General features: G+C 73.1%; 21 protein-coding genes. 13 read left to right on the top strand and 8 right to left on the bottom strand.

Features of this window, described 5'->3' with window-relative positions; all coding sequences use genetic code 11:
* The first annotated feature begins 130 nt into the window (after window positions 1–130).
* The 3 genes from DQ392_RS11905 (at window position 131) to DQ392_RS11895 (ending at window position 3,977) form a co-directional block, all read left to right on the top strand.
* Window positions 131–952 carry a purine-nucleoside phosphorylase gene (locus DQ392_RS11905; RefSeq protein ID WP_114015517.1) on the top strand — a complete coding sequence of 274 codons (822 nt, stop codon included), beginning with the start codon at window positions 131–133 and terminating at the stop codon, window positions 950–952.
* A gap of 128 nt (window positions 953–1,080) precedes the next feature.
* Window positions 1,081–2,880 carry a phospho-sugar mutase gene (locus tag DQ392_RS11900; RefSeq protein WP_114015516.1) on the top strand — a complete coding sequence of 600 codons (1,800 nt, stop codon included), beginning with the start codon at window positions 1,081–1,083 and terminating at the stop codon, window positions 2,878–2,880.
* Between the two features lie 140 nt (window positions 2,881–3,020).
* Window positions 3,021–3,977, top strand: coding sequence for an arylamine N-acetyltransferase family protein (locus DQ392_RS11895; RefSeq protein WP_114015515.1), 957 nt, complete (start codon window positions 3,021–3,023; stop codon window positions 3,975–3,977).
* Here DQ392_RS11895 and DQ392_RS11890 read toward each other — a convergent pair.
* Together DQ392_RS11890 and DQ392_RS11885 are read right to left on the bottom strand one after the other, a co-directional pair.
* Window positions 3,886–4,815 (bottom strand): NAD-dependent epimerase/dehydratase family protein, encoded by a 930-nt coding sequence (locus DQ392_RS11890; RefSeq protein WP_114015514.1) that lies wholly within the window; start codon window positions 4,813–4,815, stop codon window positions 3,886–3,888. The genes DQ392_RS11895 and DQ392_RS11890 overlap by 92 nt on opposite strands.
* A 683-nt stretch (window positions 4,816–5,498) precedes the next feature.
* Entirely contained in the window at window positions 5,499–6,200 is a 702-nt protein-coding gene (locus DQ392_RS11885; RefSeq protein ID WP_114015513.1) for a PH domain-containing protein, read from the bottom strand.
* A 356-nt stretch (window positions 6,201–6,556) separates the two neighbouring features.
* Here DQ392_RS11885 and deoC point away from each other — a divergent pair, with 356 nt between their 5' ends.
* The 3 genes from deoC to DQ392_RS11870 are packed head-to-tail and all read left to right on the top strand — an operon-like array spanning window position 6,557 to window position 9,895.
* Window positions 6,557–7,534: a deoxyribose-phosphate aldolase gene (deoC, locus tag DQ392_RS11880; RefSeq protein ID WP_114015512.1), complete on the top strand. Its 978-nt coding sequence runs from the start codon at window positions 6,557–6,559 to the stop codon at window positions 7,532–7,534.
* A 2-nt stretch (window positions 7,535–7,536) separates the two neighbouring features.
* On the top strand, window positions 7,537–9,024 hold the full coding sequence (locus tag DQ392_RS11875) for an aldehyde dehydrogenase family protein (protein ID WP_114015511.1): 1,488 nt from the start codon (window positions 7,537–7,539) through the stop codon (window positions 9,022–9,024).
* A complete protein-coding gene (locus DQ392_RS11870) occupies window positions 9,011–9,895 on the top strand; it encodes an aldehyde dehydrogenase family protein (protein WP_114015510.1) in 885 nt (294 codons plus the stop codon). The genes DQ392_RS11875 and DQ392_RS11870 overlap by 14 nt, the downstream gene beginning before the upstream one ends.
* Window positions 9,896–10,016: 121 nt before the next feature.
* On the opposite strand, the gene DQ392_RS11865 is transcribed toward DQ392_RS11870, so the two are convergent.
* A complete protein-coding gene (locus DQ392_RS11865) occupies window positions 10,017–10,694 on the bottom strand; it encodes a winged helix-turn-helix transcriptional regulator (protein ID WP_114015509.1) in 678 nt (225 codons plus the stop codon).
* Between the two features lie 89 nt (window positions 10,695–10,783).
* Here DQ392_RS11865 and DQ392_RS11860 point away from each other — a divergent pair, with 89 nt between their 5' ends.
* Window positions 10,784–11,995 carry a pyridoxal phosphate-dependent aminotransferase gene (locus tag DQ392_RS11860; RefSeq protein ID WP_114015508.1) on the top strand — a complete coding sequence of 404 codons (1,212 nt, stop codon included), beginning with the start codon at window positions 10,784–10,786 and terminating at the stop codon, window positions 11,993–11,995.
* Window positions 11,996–12,015: 20 nt separating this feature from the next.
* Here DQ392_RS11860 and DQ392_RS11855 read toward each other — a convergent pair whose 3' ends face one another.
* Window positions 12,016–12,621, bottom strand: a complete 606-nt coding sequence (locus DQ392_RS11855) for an MBL fold metallo-hydrolase (protein ID WP_114015507.1) — start codon at window positions 12,619–12,621, stop codon at window positions 12,016–12,018.
* Window positions 12,621–13,709, bottom strand: a complete 1,089-nt coding sequence (locus DQ392_RS11850; protein WP_114015506.1) for an S-(hydroxymethyl)mycothiol dehydrogenase — start codon at window positions 13,707–13,709, stop codon at window positions 12,621–12,623. The genes DQ392_RS11855 and DQ392_RS11850 overlap by 1 nt, the downstream gene beginning before the upstream one ends.
* Before the next feature lie 479 nt (window positions 13,710–14,188).
* On the opposite strand from DQ392_RS11850, the gene DQ392_RS11845 reads away from it, so the two are divergent.
* Complete coding sequence (locus tag DQ392_RS11845; protein ID WP_114015591.1) at window positions 14,189–14,788, top strand: uridine kinase family protein; 600 nt, start codon at window positions 14,189–14,191, stop codon at window positions 14,786–14,788.
* Between the two features lie 194 nt (window positions 14,789–14,982).
* Here DQ392_RS11845 and DQ392_RS11840 read toward each other — a convergent pair whose 3' ends face one another.
* Complete coding sequence (locus tag DQ392_RS11840) at window positions 14,983–15,891, bottom strand: SigE family RNA polymerase sigma factor (RefSeq protein WP_114015505.1); 909 nt, start codon at window positions 15,889–15,891, stop codon at window positions 14,983–14,985.
* A gap of 200 nt (window positions 15,892–16,091) precedes the next feature.
* Between DQ392_RS11840 and afsQ1 the strand changes: the two genes are divergently transcribed.
* From afsQ1 to DQ392_RS11815, 5 genes are all read left to right on the top strand, one after another.
* Window positions 16,092–16,769, top strand: a complete 678-nt coding sequence (afsQ1, locus tag DQ392_RS11835; RefSeq protein WP_181856384.1) for a two-component system response regulator AfsQ1 — start codon at window positions 16,092–16,094, stop codon at window positions 16,767–16,769.
* A 142-nt stretch (window positions 16,770–16,911) separates the two neighbouring features.
* Entirely contained in the window at window positions 16,912–18,525 is a 1,614-nt protein-coding gene (locus tag DQ392_RS11830) for a sensor histidine kinase (RefSeq protein WP_114015503.1), read from the top strand.
* Window positions 18,522–19,232, top strand: coding sequence for a hypothetical protein (locus tag DQ392_RS11825; RefSeq protein WP_245981370.1), 711 nt, complete (start codon window positions 18,522–18,524; stop codon window positions 19,230–19,232). Before DQ392_RS11830 ends, DQ392_RS11825 begins: the two co-directional genes overlap by 4 nt.
* A gap of 402 nt (window positions 19,233–19,634) precedes the next feature.
* Window positions 19,635–20,243: a VanZ family protein gene (locus tag DQ392_RS11820; RefSeq protein WP_114015502.1), complete on the top strand. Its 609-nt coding sequence runs from the start codon at window positions 19,635–19,637 to the stop codon at window positions 20,241–20,243.
* Between the two features lie 73 nt (window positions 20,244–20,316).
* Window positions 20,317–20,520, top strand: coding sequence for a PspC domain-containing protein (locus DQ392_RS11815; protein WP_114015501.1), 204 nt, complete (start codon window positions 20,317–20,319; stop codon window positions 20,518–20,520).
* Window positions 20,521–20,692: 172 nt separating this feature from the next.
* On the opposite strand, the gene DQ392_RS11810 is transcribed toward DQ392_RS11815, so the two are convergent.
* Window positions 20,693–21,088, bottom strand: coding sequence for a hypothetical protein (locus DQ392_RS11810; RefSeq protein WP_114015500.1), 396 nt, complete (start codon window positions 21,086–21,088; stop codon window positions 20,693–20,695).
* Window positions 21,089–21,335: 247 nt separating this feature from the next.
* Window positions 21,336–22,496: an adenosine deaminase gene (locus tag DQ392_RS11805; protein ID WP_114015499.1), complete on the bottom strand. Its 1,161-nt coding sequence runs from the start codon at window positions 22,494–22,496 to the stop codon at window positions 21,336–21,338.
* Window positions 22,497–22,921: the final 425 nt, after the last annotated feature.

Here is a 22,921-nt window from a genome sequence, read left to right as displayed (position 1 = left end):
GTGGGGGGCTGGGCGCTCGGGGCACGGAACGTACACAGCGGAGGCGGCTCGGCGCGGGCTCGTCCGTGTGTTCGTCCGGAGTTGCGTCCCACGTCTACGCGCGTAGGCGAGAAGGGGCTACCCTCGTCGCGTGAACGCTTCAGCCACTACGCACATCCCCGACGACCCCTACCGCACCGCCGGCGAGGCCGCTGCCAAGCTGCGGGCCCTGACCGGCGAGGAGAGCCACGACGTGGCCCTCGTCATGGGCTCGGGCTGGGTGCCCGCGGCCGACGCGCTCGGGGTCCCCGACCACGAACTGGCCGTCACTGAGCTGCCCGGCTTCCCGCCGCCGACCGCCGCGGGGCACGCGGGCAAGATCCGCTCCCACACGGTGGGCGGCAAGCGCGCGCTCGTCTTCCTCGGCCGTACGCACGCGTACGAGGGCCGCGGTGTCGCGGCCGTCGCGCACGGGGTGCGCACGGCCGTGGCGGCGGGCTGCAAGACCATCGTCCTGACCAACGGGTGCGGCGGCCTGCGCGAGGGGATGCGCCCCGGACAGCCGGTGCTCATCAGTGACCACATCAACCTGACCGCCTCCTCCCCCATAGTCGGCGCCAACTTCGTCGACCTCACCGACCTGTACTCGCCGCGGCTGCGCGCGCTGTGCCAGGAGATCGACCCGACGCTGGAAGAGGGCGTCTACGTCCAGTTCCCCGGGCCGCACTACGAGACGCCGGCGGAGATCGGTTTCGTCCGCACCATCGGCGGTGACCTGGTGGGCATGTCCACCGTCCTGGAGGCCATCGCGGCGCGGGAGGCGGGCGCCGAGGTGCTCGGTGTCTCCCTCGTCACCAACCTCGCGGCGGGCATGACCGGCGAGCCCCTCAACCACGAGGAGGTCTTGCAGGCGGGCCGCGACTCGGCCTCCCGTATGGGCACGCTGCTGGCCCAGGTGCTCCAACGGCTCTGAGGCCACGCCCGCAGCCCCTCTCCAGCTCTCCACCGCGAGGGCTCCCCACCATGGGGCCCCACCATGGGGGCCCCGCCACGGGGGCTCCCTCGCGAGAGCTCTCCACCGCGAAAGGCAGGACAGACACGATGAGCGACGCCCGGCGGGACGACGCACGGGCCGACGAGGCCACGGGGGTACGGGAGGCCGACGAGGCGTCCGGGGCCGGGACACGGGCCCGGGAGGCCCGGGACTCCGACGAGGCGCTGCTCGCCCGGGCCCGTGAGTGGCTGGCCGAGGACCCCGACCCGCAGACCCGCCAGGAGCTGGCCGGGCTCGTCGACACCCGGGCGGTGGAGGAGCTGCGGGACCGGTTCTCCGGCACTCTCCAGTTCGGCACGGCGGGCCTGCGCGGTGAGCTGGGCGCGGGCCCGATGCGGATGAACCGCTCCGTCGTCATCCGGGCGGCGGCCGGAATCGCCGCCCATCTGCGGGCGCACCGGGCCGGCGGGACGGCCCGGGGCGAGGCGCCGCTGGTCGTGGTCGGCTACGACGCGCGGTACAAGAGTGCCGACTTCGCCCGCGACACGGCTGCTGTGATGGTCGGCGCGGGGCTGCGCGCGGCGGTGCTGCCGTCGCCGCTGCCCACTCCGGTGCTCGCCTTCGCGGTGCGGCACCTGGGCGCGGCCGCCGGGATCATGGTCACGGCCAGCCACAATCCGCCCCGCGACAACGGCTACAAGGTCTACCTGGGCGACGGCTTGCAGATCGTGCCGCCCGCCGACGGGCAGATCGCGGACGAGATCGCCGCGGTCGGCCCGCTGGCCGGTGTGCCACGGGCGGAGTCCGGCTGGCAGGTGCTGGGCGCCGAGGTGCTCGACGCCTACCTGGCGCGTTCGGGTGCCGTTTTGACCGAGGGGTCGCCGCGCGAGGTGCGGGTGGTGCACACGGCGATGCACGGCGTGGGCCACGAGACGGCGCGGCTGGCGTTCGAGCGGGCGGGTTTCCCCTCGCCGGTGCCTGTCGCCGAGCAGGCCGAGCCCGACCCGGACTTCTCCACGGTGGCGTTTCCCAACCCGGAGGAACCGGGCGCGATGGCGCGCGCGTACGCGACCGCGCGTGCCTGGGAGGCCGAGCACGGCGAGCGCCCCGACGTGATCATCGCCAACGACCCGGACGCCGACCGCTGCGGCGTCGCCGTACCGGACGCGGCGGCCGAGGACGGCTGGCGGATGCTGCGCGGCGACCAGGTGGGCGCGCTGCTGGCCACCCATCTGATCCACAAGCACGCCAAGGGCACCTTCGCGACGACGATCGTCTCCTCCTCCCTGCTGGAGCGCATCGCCGGGTCCGCCGGGCTGCCGTACGCGGAGACGCTGACCGGGTTCAAGTGGCTGGCCCGCGTCGAGGGGCTGCGCTACGGCTACGAGGAGGCACTGGGCTACTGCGTCGACCCGGAGGGCGTCCGCGACAAGGACGGGATCACGGCGGCGCTGCTGGTCGCCGAGCTGGCCGCCGAGCTGAGGCAGGCGGGGCGCACCCTGGGCGACCTGCTGGACGACCTCGACGTCGAGTACGGCGTCCACGCCACCGACCAGCTCTCCGTGCGGGTGTCCGACCTGTCGCTGATCGGCGCGGCGATGGAGCGGCTGCGGGCCGAGCCGCCGACGGCGCTGGGCGGGCTGGCGGTCGCCCGTACGGACGACCTCACCCAGGGCACCGGGTCACTGCCCCCGACGGACGGGCTGCGCTATGCGCTGGCCGGGTCCGAGGGGGTCGGCGGGGGCCGCGTGGTGGTGCGCCCGAGCGGCACCGAGCCGAAGCTCAAGTGCTATCTGGAGGTCGTCGTTCCGGTGGGCGAGGCCGCCGGTCTGGGACCCGCGCGTGAGCGTGGCGCGGCGGTGCTGGCCCGTTTCAAGGACGATCTGAGGCGGGCGACGGGGCTGTAGTCGCGTAGCCGGGCAGGGCTGTCGGGCGGCTGTTCCGGTGCGCGGACCTCCGCACGCCGGAATAGTCGCCCGCTTGTTCGAGTTCGAGTGGGAGGGACGGAAGGTCCCCACGGCCACCACGACCCTGAGGAGCCCGCCCGATGTGGCACGGCGATCAGCTGGACCTCGACGCCTACCTGGCGCGGCTGGGGTACGAGGGGCAGCGCACCCCCGCCCTGGAGACGTTGCGCGCGCTGCACCGGGCCCACGTACTGACGGTGCGCTGGGGCAATCTGGACTGCCTCGTGCACGGGTCCGTCCCGCTGGACCTGGCCCAGGTCCAGGACAAGCTGGTGCGCCGCGGCCAGGGCGGCTACTGCTTCGAGCACGTCGTGCTCTACGCGGCGGCGCTGGAGCGGCTCGGGTTCACCTTCACCGCCGCCTCGGGCCGTCCCCGCATGGGCGCGGACAGGATCCGGCCCGCGACGCACGCGATGGTGCTGGTCACCGTGGAGGGACGCCGCTGGCTGAGCGACATCGGCTTCGGCACCAGCCCGCTGGACATCATCGAACTGGTGGACGGCAGTGAGCCGACCATCGAGGGGCGCAGGTTCTGGCTGCGGCATACCGAGGTCACTCCGGGGGCCGAGGGATGGATGCTGCACCAGCAGGACGCCGACGGCGGCTGGATGGCGCGGCACACCTTCACCGAGGACCCGCAGTACCCGGCCGACTACGTGCTCGGCAACCACTTCATCGCCACCAGCTCCCACTCCCCCTTCAACCGCCGCCCCTTCCTCCAGCGGGTCCGCCCCGACCGCACCGACCAGCTCGACGGCCTCACCTGGACGACCACCGCCGCCACAGGACTGGCCCCCGAAGAGGAACGCACCGTCGAACCGTCCGAGCTGCCCAAGCTGTTCGCCGACCCCTTCGGCATCGACCTGTCCGAGGAAGACGCCCGGCTGCTGGTCGACCACGTCGAACGCGGCGGACGGTCCACCGCCCCGGACAAGGGCGCGCCCGCTAACCGGCCCGGGGACGGTACTGGCCGAGAGCCAGGGCGTAGTCGGTCAGGGTGCGCTGGGCCTCCCAGCCCTGGCGGCGGGCCTTGGTGACGTCCAGGACGACGCCGCGCGCCAGCTGTTCGACCGCGTAGCGGGTCAGCGGCGGCTCGGCGAACGGACGCCGCCGCGCCAGCCGCTCGACGGCCGTCGCCGCCGCGCGTGCGAACGCCGCAGGAAGGTGCCCCACACGGGCGTGCACCCCGTGGGCGGCCAGGACCGTGCGGACCGCCTCGTCCCTGCTGTAGGGGACCGGGTCCGCGATGTTGTAGGCGCCCGGTGGCCAGCCGGCGGCGGCCAGGCAGGCGTCGGCCAGGTTCTCCACAGCCGTCAGACTCAGCCGCACGTCACGGCCCGGCAGCAGCAACATGCCGCGCCGCACCCGCCCCAGGAGCCGCGGCACCAGATGCGGGTCCCCCACGCCGTACACGGCCCGGGGCCGCAGCACCACCGCGCCGGCGGACAGCGCCAGCGCCTCGCCTTCCGCCTTCGTACGCCCGTAGGCGTTCAGCTGGGCGCCCACCGGGTGCTCTTCCCGCAGCCGCGCCCGCTCCGGTCCCGGGGCGTAGACGCCGGCGCTGCTCACCCACACCAGGGGCCGCCCCGCCGCGGCGCGCAGCAGGGTCTCCGTGCCCGCCACGTTGACGGCGCGCATCGCCGCCTCGCGGGGTGAGCCCGGCACCGGGTCGCCCACGGCGGCGGCGCAGTGCACCACCGTGTCCGCCCCGCCCAGGTCCGGTGGCCGGCCCAGCGCCGCGTCCCAGTGGATGTGACGGCCGACGGGTCCGGGGCGCCGGCCCACGCACACCACCTCGGCGCCCTGTGCGGCCGCGGCCCTCGCGACGTGACTGCCGCAGAAGCCGCTCGCTCCGGTGACGGCGATCGTGGTCACGGTTCCTCCCCGAGATCTCCAGCGGGTCGAGCCCCGCCAGGCCGAGCGCCGTGTGGGCGGCCCGGGTGGCGAGGGTCGAGGCGTACTCGTCCTCGGCCGCGACGCGCCGGGACACGACCCCCTGGCCCGCCCGAACATCCGCTCGGCGAGCGCGAGTCCGCTGTGCGCGGCGACGGTACGCCGCGGCTGCTCGGGGCCCACGCCCCGCTCCGGCAGCGCCGATGCGACCCCGGTGGTCCCACCCGCGGCAGGCCGGGCGCCGCTTCCCCGCCGGTGCTGTGTACGCCCATGACACGGAGGCTATGGAGCACTCACGGGCGCGGACATGAGTGCGCGTACTCAAACCTCCTACGGGGAATGCCTGGCGCGGTGACCGCACTTCGGCCCACGACGGCCGGCAAAGGGCGTACCCCGGCGCACGCGGGCGCTCGGGTGACGACCTCACCGGTGAGCGGCGCCTGGGCCGCTTTGGCGCCTCGGCCGTTCCGGTGCCCTGGCGGCTCCGGCGCCTGTGCCGTTCCGGCGCTCGCGCCAAAGCGGTGGCGTCCAGCCCGGGCAAGAGCATCCTGGCCACCGGCAGCGACGACAAGACGGTGCGGCTGTGGAGCGTGAGCTGACGTCGCCCTCTCGTGAGCCCACGATCCCGGTCGGGGCACCGGGCATCCGGCCGGGGCGCCCTGCGGTCACTGCGTCGCGAGCAGTACCGCCAGGAGCACGGCGCCCGCCAGCGCGGGGGCGAGGACCTCGAAGGACCAGCGGACGGTGACCTCGCCTTGGGACTTCTCCTTGGCGCCGTGGTCGTCCACCAGCGCACGCAGCTCGTCGACCGCCTGGTCGGAGGGGGCGCGCTTCTCACTCGCGTCGGCCTCGGCGGGGAGGTCGGGCGCCCCGCGTCCGCCGAAGAGCCCGGCACGAGAGAGGGGCGGCCTTCCGGTGGCGACGCGCTCGTTGTGCCGGGTCGCCTTCTTACGGGCCCGCAGCGAGACGGGGATCGACCACAGTTGGTACTTGGTGCCGTCGGCGACGACCTCGCTGGAGTAGCCGGCGCGGATCGTCTCGACCGTGCCCCAGGGGACCTCGACGGTGCGGAAGGGGTTGCGCACCTTCATCCGCCGCTCGCCCGCGAAGACGGCGGGCCGCAGCGTGAAGGCGACGACGAGGGGGACGGCGAGCAGCAGCCCTGCGAGCGCGAGCCACGGGGTGCGGCCCTCGCCGCCGAAGACGGCGTCACCGGCCAGCCAGAGGCCGATGGCGAGCAGCACGATGCCGCCCGCCATTCCGGCGGGCGACCGGTAGACCCGGTCGGGGAACTCCTCCCCCGCGGCTCGGCCCCCGTCGCCCTGGCCCTCGGGGCCGTCGTCCTGGCGCTTGTCCTCGCTCGTCATGCGATCGATTGTGCCCGACCGTCCGCATGGCGGGCATTGCGGTACGGCATCGAAACACTCCCCGAGCCGCCCCCGGCGGCTCCGCCGCGCGGCCGCCCCTCGGGACGGCTCCGGCACGAGCGCTTTCCGTCGGTGTACGGCACCGCTCTCCCGTCGACGCAACGCCCTCCCGTCGACGGCACCGCTCCCCCGACGACGCAGCGCCCTCGCGCGGTGCAGCGCCCTCTCCTTAGTGCAGGCCCCCCTCGGTACAGGTCCCCTCCCCTCGGTGCAGGCCCCTCCCCTCGCGGTCGGCCCCTTTCCGATTCCGAGGGGTGACACGCGACTACGCGCGTAGATATGGTGCTCTGGTGAGCATGCCTACCGATGCGGCCCCTCGCGACGCCGGGAGGGGCACCCTCCCCGACGTGACGAGCTCCGACGCCGCTCTCCGCCGCTTCCTGCACGGACTCCCCGGTGTCGACGCGGTCGGGCTGGAAGCCCGGGCAGCGGCGCTGGGAACCCGATCCATCAAGACCTCAGCGAAGGCGTACGCGCTCGACCTGGCGATCTCCATGATCGACCTGACGACCCTCGAGGGCGCCGACACCCCTGGCAAGGTCCGCTCCCTGTGTGCCAAGGGCGCGAGCCCCGATCCGGGCGACCGCACCGCGCCGCGCGTCGCGGCCATCTGCGTCTACCCGGACATGGCGGCCACCGCCAAGCGGGCGCTGGCCGACGCCGGGGCGGACGAGGTCAAGGTGGCGTCCGTCGCCACGGCCTTCCCCGCCGGTCGCGCCGCGCTCTCCGTCAAGCTCGCCGACACCCGCGAGGCGGTGGCGGCCGGAGCGGACGAGATCGACATGGTGATCGACCGCGGCGCCTTCCTCTCGGGCCGCTACCTACAGGTCTTCGAGGAGATCCGCGAGGTGAAGCAGTCCTGTGGCGACGCGCACCTGAAGGTGATCTTCGAGAACGGCGAGCTGGCCACCTACGACAACATCCGCCGCGCCTCCTGGCTGGCCATGCTCGCGGGCGCCGACTTCATCAAGACCTCCACGGGCAAGGTCGCCGTCAACGCGACGCCACCGAACACGCTGCTCATGCTGGAGGCGGTCCGCGACTTCCGCACGTCCACCGGGCGGCAGGTGGGTGTGAAGCCGGCGGGCGGCATCAGGACGGCCAAGGACGCGATCAAGTACCTGGTGCTGGTCAACGAGACGGCGGGCGGCGACTGGCTGAGCCCCGACTGGTTCCGCTTCGGCGCCTCCAGCCTGCTCAACGACCTGCTGATGCAGCGCCAGAAACTGACCACGGGACGCTACTCCGGTCCCGACTACGTGACGGTGGACTGAGCATGACCGACAACGACACCACCCCGCAGGACCCGTCGGCGACCGCCGCGGCGTCGCAGCTGTTCGCGTACGCGCCCGCGCCCGAGTCCCGCGCCGTCGTCGACCTCGCGCCCTCCTACGGGCTGTTCGTCGACGGCGAGTTCCGCGAGGCCGCGGCGGGCAAGGTCTTCAAGACGCTCTCCCCGGCCACCGAGGAGGTGCTGGCCGAGGTCGCGCACGCCGGTGAGGAGGACGTCGAGGCGGCGGTGCGGGCGGCCCGCGCCGCGTTCGGCCCCTGGTCGGCGCTGCCGGGCACCGAGCGCGCGAAGTACCTGTTCCGGATCGCCCGCGTCATCCAGGAGCGCTCCCGCGAGCTGGCGGTGCTGGAGACACTGGACAACGGCAAGCCGATCCGCGAGTCGCGCGACGCCGACCTTCCCCTCGTCGCCGCGCACTTCTTCTACTACGCGGGCTGGGCCGACAAGCTCTCCTGGGCGGGGCTGGGCCCCGACCCGCGCCCGCTGGGCGTCGCCGCGCAGGTCATCCCCTGGAACTTCCCGCTGCTGATGCTGGCCTGGAAGATCGCTCCGGCGCTGGCCGCAGGCAACACGGTCGTCCTCAAGCCGGCCGAGACGACGCCGCTGTCCGCGCTGTTCTTCGCCGACATCTGCCGCCAGGCCGGGCTGCCCAAGGGCGTCGTCAACATCGTCACGGGGGACGGGGCGACGGGCGCGGCGCTGGTGGCCCACCCCGACGTGAACAAGGTGGCCTTCACAGGATCGACCGCCGTCGGCAGGCAGATCGCCCGCACCGTCGCGGGCACGGACAAGCGGCTCACGCTCGAACTCGGCGGCAAGGGCGCCAACATCGTCTTCGAGGACGCCCCGCTCGACCAGGCCGTCGAGGGCATCGTGGGCGGCATCTTCTTCAACCAGGGCCAGGTCTGCTGCGCGGGCTCCCGCCTGCTGGTCCAGGAGTCGGTGCACGACGAGGTGCTCGACGCGCTCAAACGACGGCTGGCCACCCTCCGCGTCGGCGATCCGCTCGACAAGAACACCGACGTCGGCGCGATCAACTCCGCCGAGCAGCTGGCCCGCATCACCGAGCTGGCCGACGCGGGCGAGGCGGAGGGCGCCGCGCGCTGGTCGGCGCCGTGCGCGCTGCCGTCCGAGGGCTACTGGTTCGCTCCGACCGTCTTCACCGACGTCAGCCAGGCGCACCGGATCGCACGCGAGGAGATCTTCGGCCCCGTGCTGTCCGTGCTGACCTTCCGCACGCCGGACGAGGCGGTCGCCAAGGCGAACAACACCCCCTACGGCCTCTCCGCCGGCATCTGGACCGAGAAGGGCTCGCGCATCCTGAAGATGGCCAACCGGTTGCGGGCCGGGGTGGTGTGGGCCAACACCTTCAACAAGTTCGATCCGACCTCGCCGTTCGGCGGCTACAAGGAGTCGGGTTACGGCCGCGAGGGCGGCAGGCACGGTCTGGAGGCCTACCTTGAGCACGCCTGAGACGTCACGGGGGCGGCTGGCCGTCCTGAAGACCTACAAGCTGTACGTCGGGGGGAAGTTCCCCCGCTCCGAGAGCGGCAGGGTGTACGAGGTGACCGACGGAAAGGGCCAGTGGCTGGCCAACGCGCCGCTCGCCTCGCGCAAGGACGCTCGGGACGCCGTCGTGGCGGCCCGCAAGGCGTTCGGCGGCTGGTCGGGTGCCACGGCCTACAACCGTGGGCAGATCCTCTACCGCATCGCGGAGATGCTCGAGGGCCGCCGGGAGCAGTTCGCCGCAGAGGTGGCCGCGGCCGAGGGGCTCTCGAAGGCGAAGGCCCAGGCGGCGACGGACGCGGCGATCGACCGCTGGGTCTGGTACGCGGGCTGGTCGGACAAGCTCGCCCAGGTGGTCGGCGGCGCCAATCCGGTCGCCGGCCCCTTCTTCAACCTCTCCACCCCGGAGCCGACGGGCGTGGTGGCCGTGCTGGCGCCGCAGCGCTCCTCGCTGCTGGGGCTCGTCTCCGTCCTCGCGCCCGTGCTGGTCGGCGGCAACACGGCGGTGGTCGTCACCTCGCGGGACGCCCCGCTGCCCGCGCTGTCCCTGGCCGAGGTGCTGGCCACCTCCGACCTGCCGGGCGGCGTCGTGGGCGTCCTGTCCGGCGACACGGCCGAGATCGCCCGCCCGCTGGCCGCGCACCAGGACGTGAACGCGATCGACCTGGCGGGCGCGGAGGGCGGGTTGGCGGCCGAGTTGGAGGCCGCCGCCGCGGAGAACCTCAAGCGGGTGCTCCGGCCGACGGCGGGCCCGGCCGACTGGACGGCCGACCCCGGCCTGGAGCGGATGACGGCGTTCCTGGAGACGAAGACCGTCTGGCACCCGGTCGGCGCCTGACGCTCACCTGAGGAGGGGCCGGAGGGGCCGTGGCGGCCTCCTCCGGCCCCTTTTTCCCTCGCCACGGCGGCCAGGCCGGTAGGTGAGCCCACGCCCGCGTTCCCCTACCGGGGCGGTGCCGTCACTCTCCCCGCAGCTTCCGGGCCCGGCGGCCGCTCCCCGCCACCCGCACCGTCCCCGTCCGCACCGCGTCCACCAGCGTCAGGGAGCCGTCGGCGAGGGCGGCGCACGCGTCGGCGTCCAACTCCAGCCGCACCGCGGCTCCTCCGGGCGCGGGGCCCTCCGCGTAGACGGACCCCGCGTCCGTCGCATCAGGCTCCCCGAGCCACAGGTGGAAGGCCCCTTCGGGCAGCAGGACGTCGACGTGTCCCGAGCCCTCGCCCGCCAGCGCCCGCCGCACGGCGTCCCGCAGCGGGAGGGCCCACCAGTGGGCGCGTACCGCGTCGGTGGGGCGTGGCTTGCCCAGCGCGGGGGCTCCCCAGGCGGCGAGCGCGGTCAGGGCGGGCAGCAGGGTGCGGCCGCGTGCGGTGAGTTCGTAGACGTGACCTGTGGCCGGGCGCGGCTGGCGGCGCCGTTCGGCCAGCCCCTCGGCCTCCATGTGCTTGAGCCGGGCGGCCAGCATGTCGGTGCTGACGCCCGGCAGGTCGGCGTGGAGGTCGGTGTAGCGGCGAGGTCCGGCCAGCAGTTCGCGGACGATGAGCAGCGTCCAGCGGTCACCGACCGAGTCGAGGGCGCGGGCGAGGGCGCAGAACTGGTCGTAACTGCGGCGTGATCGGCCGGGGCCGGCGTGGCTCTGCATGCCCGTCAGTCTAGACATGTGGTTGGACTTTCCAAGTTCGGGCTTGGTAGAACCAAGTAACCAAGTGAGGCGCAGGAGGGTGGGCGAGCATGGAGTTCCGGCAGTCGAACAAGCTCAGCGAGGTCTGTTACGAGATCCGCGGTCCGGTCATCGAACAGGCGGACGCGCTGGAGGAGGCCGGGCACAGCGTGCTGCGGCTCAACACCGGCAACCCGGCGCTCTTCGGGTTCGAGGCGCCCGAGGAGATCATCCAGGACATGGTGCGGATGCTCCCCCAGGCGCACGGCTACACCGAGTCGCGCGGCATCCTGCCCGCGCGCCGCGCCGTCGCCCAGCACTACCAGCAGCGCGGCTTCCCCGAGGCCGACGTGGACGACGTCCACCTCGGCAACGGCGTCTCCGAGCTGGTGTCGATGGCCGTGCAGGCGCTGGTCGAGGACGGCGACGAGATCCTCATCCCCTCACCCGACTTCCCGCTGTGGACGGCCGTGACGACGATGGCGGGCGGCAAGGCGGTGCACTACGTGTGCGACGAGCAGTCCGAGTGGCTGCCCGACCTCGACGACATGGCCGCCAAGATCACCCCGCGCACCAAGGCCGTCGTCATCATCAGCCCCAACAACCCCACGGGTGCCGTCTACCCGCGCGAGGTGCTGGAGGGCATCCTCGACCTGGCGCGGCGCAACGGCCTGATGGTCTTCTCCGACGAGATCTACGACAAGATCCTCTACGACGGCACCGCCCACCACCACGTCGGCACCCTCGCCCCCGACCTGGTCTGCCTCACCTTCAGCGGGCTGTCCAAGGCCTACCGGGTGGCCGGCTTCCGCTCCGGCTGGCTCCTGGTCTCAGGCCCCAAGCAGCACGCCCGCGACTACCTGGAGGGCCTGTCCATGCTGGCCTCGATGCGGCTGTGCCCCAACGCCCCGGCCCAGCACGCCATCCAGGCGGCGCTCGGCGGACGCCAGTCCATCGAGGAACTCGTCCTGCCCGGCGGCCGGCTCCACGAACAGCGCGACGTGGCCTGGCGCAAGCTCAACGAGATCCCCGGCGTCAGCTGCGTCAAACCCAAGGGCGCGCTGTACGCGTTCCCACGGCTCGACCCCGAGGTCCACAAGATCCACGACGACGAGCGCTTCGTCCTCGACCTGCTGCTCCGCGAGAAGATCCAGGTCGTCCAGGGAACGGGCTTCAACTGGGCCCACCCCGACCACTTCCGCGTCCTCACGCTGCCGCGCGCCGACGACCTCGACGCCGCGATCTCGCGCATCGGCCGCTTCCTGGAGGGCTACCGGCAGTAGCCCTCCAGGCCGTCACCTCGTCACACGTTCGCGGCCTCCTCCCCGACCGTCGTGCTGTCCCCGTGCCCGGTGCGCACCACCGTCTCCAGCGGCAGCGTCAGCAGGCGCTCCCTGATCGAGCGGACGATCGTCGGGTGGTCGGAGAAGGAGCGTCCCGTCGCGCCCGGACCGCCCTGGAAGAGGGTGTCGCCGGTGAAGACGGTGCCCAGGCTCGGCGCGAACAGGCAGACGGCTCCCGGCGCGTGTCCCGGGGTGTGCAGGACGGTCAGGTCGGCGCCAGCGACCGAGACCACGTCGCCGTCGGCGAGTTCACCGTCGGGGTCGCGGTCCGGGTGGGTCATCTTCCACAGCGGCATGTCGTGCGGGTGCAGCCAGATCGGCGCACCGGTGCGGTCGGCCAGCTCGGGGGCGGCGTCGACGTGGTCGTTGTGCGCGTGCGTGCACACGATCGCCCGCAACGTGCGCCCGCCCAGCGCCTCAGCGATGGCGTCGGCGTCGTGCGCGGCGTCGATGACCACGGCCTCGGTGTCGTCGCCGACGATCCACACGTTGTTGTCGACCTGGTGCGTCTCCCCGTCGAGGCGGAACTCGCCGCTGGTGACGAGGTGATCGATGCGGGCCGCCATCACAGCATCACCACCGAACGCAGCACGTCGCCCGCGTGCATCCGCTCGAACGCCTTCTCCACCTCGTCCAGGTTGATCGTCTCGGTGACGAACGCGCCCAGGTCCAGGCGGCCCTGCGTGTGCAGGTCGATCAGCATGGGGAAGTCCCGCGAGGGCAGGCAGTCCCCGTACCAGGAGGACTTGAGGGAGCCGCCCCGGCCGAAGACGTCCAGCAGCGGCAGCTCCAGCGTCATCTCAGGCGTGGGCACGCCGACGAGGACGACGGTGCCCGCCAGGTCGCGGGCGTAGAACGCCTGCTTGTACGTCTCCGGGCGGCCGACCGCCTCGATGACCACGTCGGCGCCGAACCCGCCGGTCAGCTCGCGGATCGCCTCGACGGGGTCGGCGGTGGAGGAGTTGACCGTGTGGGTGGCGCCGATCTTCTCCGCCGTGGCGAGCTTCCTCTCGTCGATGTCGACGGCGATGATCCGCGCGGCGCCCGCGAGCCGCGCGCCCGCGATCGCGGCGTCGCCCACACCGCCGCACCCGATGACGGCCACCGAGTCGCCGCGGGTCACCTGCCCTGTGTTGATCGCGGCGCCGATCCCGGCCATCACCCCGCAGCCGAGCAGCCCGGCGACGGCGGGCGAGACCGACGGGTCCACCTTCGTGCACTGCCCGGCAGCGACCAGCGTCTTCTCGGCGAAGGCGCCGATGCCCAGCGCCGGCTCCAGCTGGCGCCCGTCGCTCTTCAGCGTCATCTTCTGCTCGGCGTTGTGGGTGTCGAAGCAGTACCAGGGCCTGCCCCGCTTGCAGGCCCGGCACTGGCCGCACACCGCGCGCCAGTTGAGAACCACGAAGTCGCCGGGCGCCACATCCGTGACACCCGAACCGACGGCCTCCACGACACCCGCCGCCTCGTGCCCGAGGAGGAAGGGATAGTCGTCGCTGATCCCACCCTGCTTGTAGTGCAGGTCGGTGTGGCAGACACCGCACGCCTGCACCTGGACGACGGCCTCGCCGGGGCCAGGTTCTGGCACGACGATCGTCTCGACCCGCACGGGCTCGTTCCTGCCGGGTGCGACGACCCCGCGTACTTCCTGTGCCATACGGAAGGGCCTCCCTTCTCCATCGGATGTCCGGGACGCCATTCTCCCTGTCCAGGGACGGTTTCCGGGAGGGGCGGTACGCGGGTCGCGGCGGCCGGTTCCACCGCGAGGCGGCAGGGGGCCGCGCGCCCCTCGAAGAGCGCGCGCACCCGAGCCGGTGTAGGCCGCGCGCAGGCCGCGCAGCGCCGCACCGGTCCGCCCACCCGCCTGGCGGTAACAGGAGCCGGGTATCCCACTTGCGTACGGGCCTTCGAACGTGCCGGGTGCATGACGGACAATCGTTGCCCGTGACCGACTCCAGCGACACCTGCGGCGCCCCCACACGGACCGCGTCCGCAGCGGACGTACCCGCGCAGGACGAGAGCCTTGCACCGACCACCGCCTTCGCACCGGACGCCCTTCCCACGACGCCCCACACCGCCGCCCCCGACCAGGTCCCCGCCCCGGCGCACGAGGCCGCGCCCACCCTCGCCCGGGTCGTGCTCGTCACCGGACCCTCCGGCTCCGGCAAGACCCGGCTTGCCGCCCGCAGCGGACTGCCCGTCCTGCGCCTCGACGACTTCTACAAGGAGGGGGACGACCCCACCCTCCCCCTCCTCGGAGCCGCCGTCGACTGGGACTCGCCCCTCTCCTGGGACGCCGACGCCGCCGTACGCGCCATCGCCCAGCTGTGCCGCGAGGGCGCCACCACCGCGCCCCGCTACGACCTGTCCCGCAGCGCCCGCACCGGCACCGACCACCTCGCCCTCGCCGGCTCGCCCCTCTTCATCGCGGAGGGCATCTTCGCCGCCGACATCGCCGCCCGCTGCGCGGCCCTCGGACTGCTGGCCGACGCCATCTGCCTGCGGGGCCGCCCCTCCACCACGTTCCGCCGCCGCCTCCTGCGCGACATCCGCGAGGCCCGTAAGCCGCTGCCCGTCCTGCTGCGCAGGGGCTGGCGCCTCATGCGCGCCGAACCCGCCCTCGTCGCCCGCCACCGCGCCCTGGGCGCCACCCCCTGCGCCCACACCGAGGCCCATGCCCGCATCACCCGCCTGCGCACGGCCACGGACCTGACCCCGGCGACCGCACGGAGGTGAGAGGGAACACGGTGCGGTACCGGCCCTGTCCGGCGGGCGGAGACACGAGAAAGCGGTTCCGTCTGGACCCCCTGTCCAGGCGGAACCGCTCTCTCCCTTTCCCCGTTGTCCCCCGTACCCCCGTTGTTTCCCCCGTATCCCCCTGTGCCCCATGTCCCCGCGGGGTCAGGTGGACGTGTGTGCGGTCGCTTCGGTCAGGCGACCAGTTCGTCGAAGCTCTCTTCCTGGTCACGGCCGAAGCTGAGGACCTCGTCGTCGCGCAGGCGGCGGAGGGAGCGCCAGATGCTGCTCTTCACCGTGCCGACGCTGATGTCGAGTATGTCCGCGATCTCCGGATCGGTGCGGCCCTCGTAGTAGCGCAGGACCAGCATGGTGCGCTGGAGTTCGGGCAGCCGGGCGAGGGCCTGCCACAGGACGGTGCGCAGTTCGGTGCCGCGCATCGCGTCCTGCTCGCCCACGGTCTCGGGCAGCTCCTCCGTCGGGTACTCGTTGAGCTTCCGGCGGCGCCAGGCGCTGATGTGCAGGTTCGTCATGGTGCGGCGCAGGTAGCCGCCGACCGCCGCCTTGTCGGTGATCCGCCCCCAGGCGCGGTAGGTGGAGAAGAGCGCGCTCTGCAACAGGTCTTCCGCCTCGAACCGGTCGCCGGTCAGGTGGTAGGCGGTGGCGTACAGGGAGGCGCGGCGCTCGCGCACGTACGCGGTGAACGCCGCTTCGGCGTCCGCGTCCGCCTCCGAGGTCCCCCCGGACCCTCCGACGGCGCCGAGAGCCGCCGACTCCCTGTACTCGCCACTGCCCCGGGAGCCCCCCGCGCTCCCGTTCTCCCCCGTGTCGCCGGTGTGACCCGGCTCCCCCCGGTCCCCCGTCTTCCCCCCCGGGGTGTCTCCCCGCAGCCCCTCGACCGCGGGCCCGAAGACCGTTCGCGTACGCATCCGTCCGGTGCCACGGCACCCCCGCGCTCCCCCGGGCTCCCGGCCGTGCTCCAGCAGGGCCGTGCCCGCCTCGGCTCCGGACTTCTCCGACCGGTTCTGCGTGGCGGGAACCGAAGGGACGTGCAGACGCGTGTGAAGGACTGCGCTGGTGTTGGAGCTGTGCAGTGTGTTCATCTCGCGCCCCCTTGGAGCCAACCGGTCGCTTGCTTGTGGGATAAACCTTGCCGCCCCGATTTCATGGCGAGGTCCCCCGTCTGTCACAGCGGTGTCACAAGGGCAGGCGGGTCACACAGTGCCCAGGTCGCGGGGCGTGTCGCTGCCGGCTGCCGACCGCCGGTCGAAGTATGGGGCCGCCATGGGCCAGAATGGCGCGCGTGTCTTTCCTGTTGCTGATCGAGGACGATGACGCTGTCCGTACCGCCCTGGAGATGGGTCTGACCCGCCAGGGGCACCGCGTGGTGACCGCCGCGTCCGGTGAGGACGGCCTCAAGCTGCTGCGCGAACAGCGCCCGGATCTGATCGTGCTGGACGTGATGCTGCCCGGCATCGACGGTTTCGAGGTGTGCCGCCGCATCCGCCGTACCGACCAGCTGCCGATCATCCTGCTGACGGCGCGCAGCGACGACATCGACGTCGTCGTGGGCCTGGAGTCCGGTGCGGACGACTACGTCGTCAAACCGGTGCAGGGCCGGGTGCTGGACGCGCGGATCCGCGCGGTCATGCGGCGCGGCGAGAGGGAGTCCAACGATGCGGCGACCTTCGGTTCGCTGGTGATCGACCGCGCGGCGATGACGGTCACCAAGAACGGTGAGGACCTGCAACTGACGCCGACCGAGCTGCGGTTGCTGCTGGAGCTGAGCAGACGCCCCGGGCAGGCCCTCTCCCGGCAGCAGTTGCTGCGTCTGGTGTGGGAGCACGACTACCTGGGCGACTCGCGTCTCGTGGACGCCTGCGTGCAGCGGCTGCGCGCCAAGGTCGAGGACGTGCCGTCCTCCCCCACCCTGATCCGCACGGTGCGAGGCGTCGGCTACCGGCTGGACCCGCCGCAGTGACCGACCGTACGAGCACGGGGAACCGTACGCGCGCTCAGGACCTCACGAGCGCGGAGAACCGCACGAGTACGCAGGACCTTACGAGCTCGGGGAACCGCACGAGTACGCAGGACCTCACGAGCATGGAGAACGGAACCGCGCAGTGACCGACGCTCCCTCCTTCGGCGTGCGGCTGCGCTCCCGGCTCGCCGGTCTGCTGCCGTCGCTGCGGCTCCGCCTCGTCGTCGTCTTCGCGCTGGTGGCACTGACGGCGGCGGTCTCCGCCTCGGGCATCGCCTACTGGCTCAACCGCGACGCCGTTCTCACCCGCGCCCAGAACGCGGCGCTCAACGACTTCCGCAAGGCGATGGAGGACAACGCGGGCAACCTGCCCCGCAAGGTCGACTGCCGGCAGCTGCGCGAGGCGGCCGCGAAGATGGCACGCAGCTCGCAGAACTACCAGGTGCTGCTCGTCGACGAGACGGAGAGCGGCAAGCGGTGCGCCGCGGCCTCCAACCAGGACGACTTCGCCCTGGTGGACGTGCCGGACCGGCTGCGCCACGCCGTCGAGGAGAAACGCCCCGTCACCAAGCAGAACAAGCACCCCTACCACCTGTACTGGCAGCGCATCACGCTGGACGGCGACCCGTATCTGGTCGGCGGCGCGAAGGTGATCGGCGAAGAGCCCACACCGACGGGGTACCTGCTCAAGTCGCTGGCCCCGGAGCGGGACGACTTGAGCTCGCTGGGCTGGTCGCTGGGGATCGCCACAGGGCTCGCGCTGATCGGCGCGATGCTGCTGGCGCAGGCCGCGGCCACGACGGTACTGCGCCCGGTGCGGCGGCTCGGCGAGGCGGCGCGCAGGCTCGGCGAGGGGAAGCTGGAGACGCGGCTGCGGGTCTCGGGCACGGACGAGCTGGCCGAGCTGTCGCGGACGTTCAACGACGCGGCCGCCTCGCTGGAGCAGCGGGTGGCCGAGCTGAGCGCGCGGGAGGCGTCCAGCAGGCGGTTCGTCGCCGACATGTCGCACGAGCTGCGGACCCCGATGACGGCGATCTCCGCGGTCACCGAGGTGCTGGAGGAGGAGCAGGACAACCTCGACCCGATGATCGCGCCCGCCGTACAGCTGGTGGTCAGCGAGACGCGGCGGCTCAACGACCTGGTCGAGAACCTGATGGAGGTCACCCGCTTCGACGCGGGCACGGCCAGGCTGGTGCTGGACGACGTGGACGTGGCCGACCAGGTGACCGCCTGCATCGACGCCAGGGCCTGGCTGGACGCGGTGGAGCTGGACGCCGACCGGGGCATCATGGCCCGGCTCGACCCGCGCCGGCTGGACGTCATCCTCGCCAACCTGATCGGCAACGCCCTCAAGCACGGCGGTTCCCCGGTGCGGGTGTCGGTGCACACCCGCGAGCGGCCCGGGGGCGGGGGCGGCGACGAACTGGCCATCGAGGTCGCCGACCAGGGCCCCGGCATCCCCGAGGACGTACTGCCGCACGTCTTCGACCGCTTCTACAAGGCGAGCGCCTCCCGCCCCCGCTCCGACGGCAGCGGACTCGGCCTCTCCATCGCGCTGGAGAACGCCCACATCCACGGCGGGGAGATCACCGCGCACAACGCCCCCCGCGGCGAGGGCGGCGCGGTCTTCACCCTCCACCTGCCCAGGGACGCCCGCCGGGTCGCCGAGGAGTGGGAGCGCGAGAACGGCGAAGGCACCGACGAGCGCCCTTGCCACGGCAGCGACCGCGCTCAGGACGAGGGAGAAGACCGATGAGCCGCTCCGCACGGCGGAAGCAGTCACCGCCGGGGCAGCTCACCCGGACACCTGCCGGGACCCGGCGCGGGCGCCCGGCACCGCTCATACTCCTGTGCGTCCTCGCCGCGCTGGCGACCGGGTGCGGCATCCGCGCCACCTCCGTACCCGTGGACGCGGGAGCGGCTCCCTCACGGGTGGGCTGCGTGCTGCCCGACGAGCACGAGAGCCCGCGAGCCGGCGACGCCCGGTCGCTCGTCCGCGTCTACCTGGTGTGCGGCACCCGCGTCTCGCCCGTCGAGCGGGAGGTACGGATGCCGCAGGGCCGCTCGTCCGCGCAGCGGCTGCCGGTGGCGCGGAAGCTGCTTCAGGAGCTCGAACGGCAGCCGCGCACCCTGGAAGGCGCGGCGGGATTCACCACGGACGTGCCCGACGGCCTGACGGTCGAGTCGGGCGCCGAAGGCGACCCTGACGAGGCGCTGCGGCTGAACAGGCCGCCGGACGAGCTGCCGTCGTTCGCGCTGGCACAGCTGGTGTGCACGTACGCGGACACCGCGGCGGCCGACGCCGACGACGGCGTGGTCCTCGGCGGCCCGGCCGGCTCCCCCTCGGACGACGGCGACGAGGACGCGGCCGGGGAGACGAAGGCACCGCTGAAGCGCTACGAGTGCGACGCGGCGCTGCGGGCTCGGCCTGAGGCGGCCGAGACGGCGGGTACGCAGGTGTGAGCGCCCCCCGCCACTGAGGCACCCGCTGCCTGCCACGGGGCCCTGGCGCGGCCGGCCCGCGCGGGCCTTGCGACCTCGGGGCCCGGAGCCCGGGGCCCGGGGCCTTGCGGCCACGGGGCCGGAGAGGGCGCGGGGCGCTCGTGCGGCGTCAGCAGGGCGTACGGCGGCGGCCCGGGGCCCGTACAGCGACGGGATCCGGCACCCGAAGGGCGGCGCGAAGCCGCGACCCGCACAGCGGCCCCGGCCAGCATCCACACAGCGGCGCGAGCCGACATCCGCACGGCGGCGCGAAGCCGCGACCCGGACGGCCGCGTGAAGTCGGGACACGTGTGTGACACAGTCCTGACCCGCCCAGGACACCGCGCAGGAACCGCGACGGAACGCGGCGGCGTCCTTGATGACGTGCAGCGCCTTGGCTCCGGCGGCCTGACCTCCGCCTCCCGTATCCGCGCCGCGGGACTCCTCCTGCTGGCGGCACACCTGTGTCTCGTCGGCTGGCTGATGCTGCGCCCCCTCTCGGTGCCCTGGATGGCGCCCGCCAACCTGCACCCCCTGGCCACCATCCGCGCCGAACTCGCCGACGGGCCGCGGGCCGCGCTGCTGGAGCTGGGCCCCGCTCTGCTGCTGCCGGCGCCGTTCGGAGTGCTGCTGCCGCTGGCCACCGGACGCCTGCACCGCAGGCTCCCCGGCACTCTCGCCCGCACCACCTTCGCCGGGGCGATGCTGTCGGTGGGGCTCACGCTGGTGCGGACAGGGGTGTCGGGGCAGCTCGTCGACGTCGACACGGTGCTGCTGAACACCGCGGGAGTGGCGCTGGCGGCCGGGCTCGTCTTCCCGCTGGTGCGGCGCGGACTGCGCCCCAGGGACGGACGCCGCGGAGGAGACCGCCTGCCGGACGGCGGGCAGCGGTCCCGGTCGGCCATACGTCAGACCGACACCGGTGTACGCCTGCGGGAGGAGACCTCTCAGGGGTCTCCCCCGAGAGCCACCAGGGTCGGGATGGCACCGTAGTGCGATGTTCATCCCGTTGGTCCGTTCTATCGTCGGAAGAACAGACGGAACGACCGACGAAGGAGCAGCCCTCATGCCCGCACTGGCCCGCCCCGAAGAAGGGCGCATGATCGGCGGCGTCTGCGCCGCCCTCGCGCGGCGCTTCGGCACCACGCCCTCCACGATGCGCGTCCTCTTCCTCGTCTCGTGCCTCCTGCCCGGACCGCAGTGCCTGCTCTACCTGGCGCTGTGGGTGCTGCTCCCCAACGAGCGGCAGCACCACAGGTCCGCGTGGTGACCCCGCCGGCTCCCCGCACGCCCACCTGACCACGGTCGGGGCCACCGGCACGAGCGCCTGCGGCCGCGGCAGGTGGGACCCGCACCGACACACGACGGCGGGCGCCCCGGGAGGGGGCGCCCGCCGTCGTCCGTCCGCCGCCTGTCTCAGCGGCGGCCGCCGCCGCGCTGCGTCAGTGGGAGCCGCCCACCGGGAGGGCCTTGCCGAGGGGCAGGCCGCCGAGCATGCCGCCGCCGGGGGCCGAGCTCTTGCCCCCGGTGGACTTCCGCGCGTTGTCGGCCACCGTCTCGGTCGCGTCCAGCGGGGTGCCCGTCAGCGCCCCGGACAGCGCCTGCTGGGCGACGCCCACCGGCTGGGACAGCCCGCCCGGCAGGCCCTGGGTGGCCTCCTCGAGGGGAAGGCCGCCCACGGTCTTGCCCGCGGTCTCGGTGACCGGACCGAGGGCCTGGCCGGCGGGGGCGCCGCCGAGCATGTCGGTGGGGGCGGCGGAGGCGGAACCCGCGCCGGCCACGACGGCGGCCGCACCCAGCGCGGCGACACCCAGGGTCTTCTTGGCTACCTGCTTCATCAGTGTTTACGTCCTCGGAGTGGGGGCTTTGAGCAGCTCGAACAGGGCCCCAGCGCCCCGGTGAGGGGCCCCAGCGGCCCGGGGGCCTGAGCAGCCCGGCGAACGTAGCCAGGAATTCCGAGGAGTCGCAAACACGCGGGCGGCGCCGTAAGTCGCCGTCGAACCGGGATGCGCGGCGGGGCGCCCGGCGTCTTCCGCCGCCGTCCGCTGGGCGCGGGCCGGCGGCGGAAGCGCTGGTCACCGGGGGTCAGACGGCGGCGGAGGGGAAGAGCCACTCGGACTTGAGGGCCGCGTATCCCGGCTTGACGACGTCGTTGATCATGGCGAGACGTTCATCGAAAGGAATGAACGCCGACTTCATGGCATTGACGGTGAACCACTGCATGTCGTCCAGCGTGTAGCGGAACGTCCGCACGAGGTGCCCGAACTCGTTGCTCATGCTGGTGCCGCTCATGAGCCGGTTGTCCGTGTTGACCGTCGCGCGGAAGTGGAGCCGGCGCAGCAGCCCGATGGGGTGCTCGGCGTACGAAGGCGCCGCGCCGGTCTGCAAGTTGGAGGAGGGGCACAGCTCCAGCGGGATCCGCTTGTCGCGCACGTACGCCGCGAGGCGGCCGAGCTTGACGTCTCCCCCGTCGCCGACCTGGATGTCGTCGATGATGCGCATGCCGTGTCCGAGCCGGTCGGCGCCGCACCACTGGAGCGCCTGCCAGATCGACGGGAGCCCGAACGCCTCGCCCGCGTGGATGGTGAAGTGGTTGTTCTCGCGCTTGAGGTACTCGAACGCGTCCAGGTGCCGGGTGGGCGGGTGGCCCGCCTCCGCACCCGCGATGTCGAAGCCGACCACGCCCAGGTCGCGGTAGCGGTTGGCCAGCTCGGCGATCTCCAGCGCGCGGGCCGCGTGCCGCATCGCCGTCAGCAGCGCGCCGACCCGGATGCGGTGGCCCGCGGCGCGCGCCAGCCGTTCGCCCTCGCGGAAGCCCTCGTCGACCGCCTCGACGACCTGTTCCAGCGTCAGGCCGCCCAGCAGGTGCTGTTCGGGCGCGTAGCGGACCTCGGCGTAGACGACTCCGTCGGCGGCCAGGTCCTGGGCGCACTCCGAGGCGACGCGGAAGAGCGCGTCGCGGGTCTGCATCACGCCGACCGTGTGCGAGAACGTCTCCAGATAGCGCTCCAGGGAGCCCGAGTCGGCGGACTCGCGAAACCAGCTCTCCAGCCGTCCCGCGTCGGTCTCGGGCAGCGCGTCGTAACCGGTCTCGCGGGCCAGTTTGACGATGGTCGCGGGGCGCAGCCCGCCGTCGAGGTGATCGTGGAGCAGAACCTTCGGTGCGCGGCGGATCTGCTCCGCTGTGGGGACGACACCCGCGGGGACGACTCCCTGGGGGACGGTGCTCTCGGATTCGCTTACCATCACGGCACTCTAGCTCCTACGCGCGTAGAACGCATGGGGACGATGGAGAGTTTTCGGGGTTGTCCAATTCCGTGCGGTCGCCGGGCCCGGAGGGGCGGGGCGAGGAGGGGCGGCTCCGTAGGGAAGGGCGGCTCCGTTGGGAGGGTCCGCGGTGGACGGAGGGTCCTCGATGCTGGAGGACCGGCCCGTGTGGAGGGCGGTGGGGCCCTCATGGAGGCGGTGGTCCCGGGCCGGGGCGCTCGGGGCCCTCGTCCCCGGGTTTCCACGGGGTTTCCACCCGGTTTCCCCACTCCCTTGCGCCAACTCCCTTCCCTCCGCACGGCGGCGTGCCATTGTTGCGCCATGGCTCAGCGAGCGTTGCCCGAGAGGGAAGCACGCCTGGGACGGCCCCACGGGGCCGTGGGGCAGGCACCGCACGCCGTCGT

This window comes from Streptomyces reniochalinae (assembly GCF_003323735.1).
Taxonomy (GTDB): domain Bacteria; phylum Actinomycetota; class Actinomycetes; order Streptomycetales; family Streptomycetaceae; genus Streptomyces; species Streptomyces reniochalinae.
This window is presented reverse-complemented; position numbering and strand designations above follow the sequence as displayed.